The following is a 5,237-nucleotide window of genomic DNA, read 5'->3' as shown; positions in this document are numbered from 1 at the left end:
TCGTATTATCTTTTAAGATTACGATTCTGCAGAGTTATCTCGTAAAGATTCTCAATTGTAATCTTTAAATAAAGAATAGAAAATTCTTTTTATAAAATTTGCCATTCCCACTTTTTCTATGTACCTTTGCAGCGCTTTAATAGAAATATAAGCCCAGATGGCGGAATAGGTAGACGCGCTGGTCTCAAACACCAGTGGAGCAATCCATCCCGGTTCGAGCCCGGGTCTGGGTACCACAAATCCCTTGTAAATCGCTGATTTACAAGGGATTTTTCTTTTTCAATATGTACTAAAAGTGTACTTTGTAGCAGAAGTATAAGAAACGTGTACTAAGACTGTATTCTACATAGTTTATTTAGATTTAATTAACGATAATCATTTCCTTTTATTCTGTTTCCTTCCCTTTCTTATCTTTTTCTTCGACAAATGCCCTACCTTTGTAAGTAGTACTCAATTAAGAAATTGCAAAAATGGAGAATGATCATCTAAAGATACAGCTTAACAGTATTCAACGAATATTAAGCTATTGCATTACTCAGACCTACAATGTGCTCATTGGAAATATTCTGAGGAAGAAAGGTTGCATCAACAATATACAGTTCAAAGAGATTTTGCAAAAAGAATATATCCGAATAACCGATGAACTATCTCCCATTTATCTGAATTATCCTGCCCTTTCGTGTGTAGAAGAATCTTATAAAGAAAATAATTTCTTATGGGATAGCACTTTCTATGATTCATTGAATAAAGAGCAAAAGGGAAAGTATTATAGCTTTGATTTGACTACGTTTGATTATAGTAAGTATATTGAGAATCACACTTTGTACGATGAAGAACTTCCGATGTTTTCATCGCTCATAGATGCAATTCTTTATGAACGTTATGCAAATTATCTAAAATATGAGATTGAAAAGATAGAAATAAGCGAAATCAAGAATTCTTTTCAACGCCATTCTACAATTGTCTATGATGACATTGATCCAAGCCAGCCAAAAGAAAAACCTGTGATTGTTGGCAATGAAATTAATCCTTTCAAATCTGATTTTTCGGAAGAACAGATTGAAATACTAACTGATTGCATCAATGATGTTAAACTTTTTACGACCAGTGTTTCACCAAAGATTACTAAAAATTTATTTGATTGTAATCTGAAAGGAGTACTAAAATCAAACAATAACCGACTACTTGCGTATCTCATGCAAAGTCTTAATTTTCGGGGATACGTTACTGATGAATGGCAGTCTACCATTGCGCGCATTAAACTCATATTGGGAAAAACCAAAGACACACCATTAACACGCATTGACCTTTCATCTGCCAACGATAGCGCAAAACCAGAGCCAAAAGGTTCAGAAACCATTGACAAATATATCAAAAAGTTGAAGAATATTATTTGTCATTAAAAGGCATAAACTTAATCATTTTATCTCCTGTAAATTTTGCAATACTCTTCTTAGGAAGGCTATTAGCATAAGTTTCATCTACTATACATACTTTTTGTTGTATTATGGATTCTAAAAGGAGATTTCTTTCTTGAGAAGATGTATTCTCTATTAGATAGTTTTGTGTGAAAAGCTGAAAAAATGGATCTACAGGAAATTCTAATGAAAATCTATTAAACAAAAGTCCCATAACATATTCCTTAAAGAACAAATAATTACTATTAACTAAAATGCAATCGATATTATTAAATAAAACAGTTTTTCCATCTTTATCTTTCAAAAAAGAAGAATTAGTCATTAACCCCTCTGCTTGAGAAGCTTTAAGAGCTATTAAAGGAACTTCAAATCTTTCATCCCAACATATAACTAATAAATTTACTTCGTTATCATCACTCTTACAAAATTTCCCATCTGCACTTTCTAAGAAGTCTTTAATCCTTTGCTCCAAACTTCCTATTACAGGTATAGGAGATTTCTGTTTTATTAAATTAAAATCTTTAACTCTTGCATTCAAGACTAGAACTTCAGAACTTTTTTTTAATTCAGTAGCTATTTTATTATCTTCAAGTAATAGATTAGAAGTTTTTACTTCTACATGAAATATAAAACGTTCCATCTTAATAGAAAACTCAACATTCTTATTAGAATTTTTCTGGAGACGATCTTCATAAATGAAGCTTTCTGGATTTGAGCTTCTACATATAAATGTATTCATAATAGACAACTCTGCTAAGGCAGATATTAATCCATGAAGGTCGTATGAATCTTTATGTCTTGCTTTAAGTTTCATCTTAATCATATCATGATAAGCTTTCTTATCATGATATGATAGGTTTAATAGTGCACGTCCAATTGCATTGATGGTGTTAATAGCATTAAGCCATTCAGACCCTTCTAATATAGGAGTCTCTTGCTCATCAAAATATTGATCTACAATTGTCCGCAAAGGATGATCTTTTGAATATCTACGGAATTCACGAACGATCTCTTTAATTTCCATTATTTTAATAAATTATGATTGCATTTGCAAAGGTATACAAATTTCAGAAAGATAGCATCTTGTATACATAAATAAAAGCATATACATCAAACAACAGAAAAAAGATTGAGCATAGGTTGATACGTCAAACATTGCTCAATGCCAGTTCCTTTTATCGTTTCTAATTTTGCCCTCGTTAACAGCAACGAGGGTGCGCACCCTCTATCGTTTTACCAAACAAATAAAAAATATGGAAAAGACCATAGAGGAACGAGTTTACGAACTCGAACAACTTCTCTTTACAAATAAAAATGTGCTTAGCTTTGATGAAGCAAGCAAGTTTCTTAACCTCTCAAAGAGTTATCTCTACAAGCTCACATCGGGCAATCTGATTCCTCATTATAAGCCACAAGGTAAGATGCTTTATTTTGAGAAAGCAGAACTCGAAGCATGGCTGCGTCAGAATCCTATCAAGACTTCTGCGCAAATAGCCCAAGAAGCACAGAGATATATCATGGGTAGCAAACCTTTAATGCAGAAGTAAGGCTATGGAAAACGAGAATTTTATTCGTGTTGGCACAACCTTGTATAAGATTGTGAACCAACCTCGCATCAGTGGCGGTTTTGTAAAGAAGCGTATAGTATGGAATAATGAAACGCTACGCCAGGACTATGGCAAGGATTTTCTGGCTACAGTTCCAAAGTACGATGGTTTCTGCACTGTTCCAAATCATGTCAACTACCAACCAGTGGTTGACAAGTTCCTAAATCTCTATGAGCCGATAGGACACCAGCCAAAAGAAGGAGAGTTTTCGCACGTTGAATCCCTGATAAGGCATATCTTCGGGGAACAATACGAGTTGGGCATGGATTACTTGCAATTGCTCTATCTCCAACCCGTGCAGAAACTCCCCATCCTCCTGATGGTGCCAGATGAATACAAGATAGAGAAATAATACTCAGCTTGGTAAATTAAAGCTATTCCACTTCTTGTACATCATTCTCATGCATCTTCTTATTAGCCTTTATCAATTGATCTGAACTTATTCCGTCCACATTTCCCTTAGGTGTTCCAACTTCTTTATCGACGCTATTTACTTCCACCTCTTCGTCTCTATTGTCATCTGATGGTACAACATTCTCTTCTTCCTCTGTGTTCTCGTATTCCTCGGGTGTCGTTTTCTGCATTAAAACTGGTTGTTGTTCCTCGACTGTAGCGTCATCTTGATAATTACGCTTCTCATTCAGTTCAATCGCATCTTTCTTACTTTTCTCTTTCGATATATTGGGGACATATTTATGGATGCAATAAGCTAAGATAGCCCCCAAAATAAGAGCTCCTAAACAACCCAACTTACTCAAGATGTACACTATAACGTGCCCGACGGGACCGAGAATGGAATTGAGAGGTGGAGCAATCATGTATAAAAATACTTGAAACAATCCCCTTGGTCTCAGTCTGTTACCACATTCCGAACAGGTATTCGATTCCTCAATGTCATTAAAGCTGCCACATATAGGGCATTTTACGATTCTTCCCATATTATAAAATCAATGTTTATCGCTAATGTTGAATAGGGTTTGTATAACAATTCCTTATACTACTTTTCTTCTTCAGAATCATGGAATTTCTCAATATTTCCTATAGTTACCCGTCCATCTGAATATAACTTGAGAGTCGCTTTTTTCATTATATTATAATCGTAGACGGTGTATATTTTCAAATCCTCTATCTGCTCTACAAACTTATATTTTAAGATAGGCATCCTAATTTCGCTGGAAATATCGGATAGGTAAAGAACCCAAAATGCGTGTGTTTCATTGCTTGTAAGCGATAAGCCAAGTCGCTCATTACAGTATTTTTCAACTTCACTCATAGGGTATCTTTCCTTGCCTCCCATATAGCTATGGAAATCGGCGATAAGTTCAGGATTATCTGCTGCTAAATAGCCATACCCTTTTTCTTTCATCTTTGCTAACACACTAGAAAAGACATAGCCACTTGTGTCTAAATACATTCCCGGGCGAGGATAATATTTATTGTAGCTTGTTATGTTATCGTATAAGCCTTTATGGAATAAAGCATAATCATAAGCCTCGTTGGCTTCTCTGTCAATAAAATAACGTATGCAAAATTCTTTTGCACTTTCATCCGGTTCCATACTGTACTTGTGGTTCTCTACTGATCTAAGAAATTCTTCTGCAATAAAAGCGACAATCATAAACCCAAAGATTATTCCAATCCATTTTAGAACCTGCTTTATCATAGTTCTTCTTTTTTCTTCCACAACTGTACCTCATTCATTCTCCCAAATACATTCTCCGATAAAGTCCGTCCATTCTTCTTTATCTTCAATCTATCCATGTAAGTAGATAAGAAACGGCCAATGACAGCATGTTCTTTGTGTATATCCGATGGAGTATCACGTAGAATGTCGTTTAGATAGGCTCCACCTTTTGTTGCCTTGAACTTTTGAATAAAATCATGAGAGCTGAACGAATTCTCCATCTTCTCAATAACTTCTTTCGCTTGTTGAACTGTAATCATTATTATTGTTTAGTTTGTTTTCGTCCTCCAGTCCCATAAGGGCGATTTATAAAAACGCAGAAGCGTGGAACTGACTATGTCCACATCTTCAGCCTGCGGTCCTGAGAAAACCTAACGAACGGATGTATCAATAGTAGCCCACGCTATAGCGTGAGAACCACTATGCTGTTCTTCGTTCGTTAATTGAAATTTCTCAGGTTTCAGGCCGAACAGATGCAAGCATAACGCTTCTTCTTTTCTAACGATGTCATGTGCCACTAAAAAGGAC

6 protein-coding genes, 1 tRNA gene and 1 pseudogene are annotated in these 5,237 nt (G+C 35.2%); 4 read left to right on the top strand and 4 right to left on the bottom strand.

The genetic code is table 11. From position 1 onward, the window contains the following. Positions 1-151 precede the first annotated feature (151 nt). Positions 152-236: transfer RNA gene (locus HMPREF9144_RS01600), tRNA-Leu, on the top strand. A 234-nt stretch (positions 237-470) separates the two neighbouring features. Then, the gene (locus HMPREF9144_RS01595) at positions 471-1,403 is read left to right on the top strand and encodes a hypothetical protein (RefSeq protein ID WP_006044058.1); all 933 of its coding nucleotides are present in this window, start codon (positions 471-473) and stop codon (positions 1,401-1,403) included. On the opposite strand, the gene HMPREF9144_RS01590 is transcribed toward HMPREF9144_RS01595, so the two are convergent. Then, positions 1,390-2,442 carry a hypothetical protein gene (locus HMPREF9144_RS01590; protein ID WP_006044057.1) on the bottom strand — a complete coding sequence of 351 codons (1,053 nt, stop codon included), beginning with the start codon at positions 2,440-2,442 and terminating at the stop codon, positions 1,390-1,392. The two genes, HMPREF9144_RS01595 and HMPREF9144_RS01590, sit on opposite strands and share 14 nt — an antisense overlap. 229 nt (positions 2,443-2,671) lie before the next feature. Between HMPREF9144_RS01590 and HMPREF9144_RS01585 the strand changes: the two genes are divergently transcribed. Further along, on the top strand, positions 2,672-2,965 hold the full coding sequence (locus HMPREF9144_RS01585) for a helix-turn-helix domain-containing protein (protein ID WP_004344933.1): 294 nt from the start codon (positions 2,672-2,674) through the stop codon (positions 2,963-2,965). A 4-nt stretch (positions 2,966-2,969) separates the two neighbouring features. Next, positions 2,970-3,359 (top strand): annotated as a pseudogene (locus HMPREF9144_RS01580) (hypothetical protein); the annotation flags it as partial. A gap of 40 nt (positions 3,360-3,399) precedes the next feature. Here HMPREF9144_RS01580 and HMPREF9144_RS01575 read toward each other — a convergent pair. The 3 genes from HMPREF9144_RS01575 to HMPREF9144_RS01565 are packed head-to-tail and all read right to left on the bottom strand — an operon-like array spanning position 3,400 to position 4,969. After that, positions 3,400-3,963: a hypothetical protein gene (locus HMPREF9144_RS01575; RefSeq protein WP_249031169.1), complete on the bottom strand. Its 564-nt coding sequence runs from the start codon at positions 3,961-3,963 to the stop codon at positions 3,400-3,402. A gap of 59 nt (positions 3,964-4,022) precedes the next feature. Then, complete coding sequence (locus tag HMPREF9144_RS01570; protein ID WP_006044053.1) at positions 4,023-4,688, bottom strand: hypothetical protein; 666 nt, start codon at positions 4,686-4,688, stop codon at positions 4,023-4,025. After that, positions 4,685-4,969, bottom strand: coding sequence for a hypothetical protein (locus tag HMPREF9144_RS01565; RefSeq protein WP_006044052.1), 285 nt, complete (start codon positions 4,967-4,969; stop codon positions 4,685-4,687). The genes HMPREF9144_RS01570 and HMPREF9144_RS01565 overlap by 4 nt, the downstream gene beginning before the upstream one ends. Positions 4,970-5,237: the final 268 nt, after the last annotated feature.

The sequence above is a fragment of the Prevotella pallens ATCC 700821 genome (assembly GCF_000220255.1).
Classification (GTDB): Bacteria; Bacteroidota; Bacteroidia; order Bacteroidales; family Bacteroidaceae; genus Prevotella; species Prevotella pallens.
Note: the sequence above shows the minus strand (reverse complement) of the source record. Positions and strands in the feature narration are given on the sequence as shown.

Coding starts and splice junctions, on each gene's coding strand:
- HMPREF9144_RS01565 (WP_006044052.1), bottom strand. CDS start 4,969: ATGATTACAGTTCAACAAGCGAAAGAAGTTATTGAGAAGATGGAGAAT.
- HMPREF9144_RS01575 (WP_249031169.1), bottom strand. CDS start 3,963: ATGGGAAGAATCGTAAAATGCCCTATATGTGGCAGCTTTAATGACATT.
- HMPREF9144_RS01585 (WP_004344933.1), top strand. CDS start 2,672: ATGGAAAAGACCATAGAGGAACGAGTTTACGAACTCGAACAACTTCTC.
- HMPREF9144_RS01595 (WP_006044058.1), top strand. CDS start 471: ATGGAGAATGATCATCTAAAGATACAGCTTAACAGTATTCAACGAATA.
- HMPREF9144_RS01590 (WP_006044057.1), bottom strand. CDS start 2,442: ATGGAAATTAAAGAGATCGTTCGTGAATTCCGTAGATATTCAAAAGAT.
- HMPREF9144_RS01570 (WP_006044053.1), bottom strand. CDS start 4,688: ATGATAAAGCAGGTTCTAAAATGGATTGGAATAATCTTTGGGTTTATG.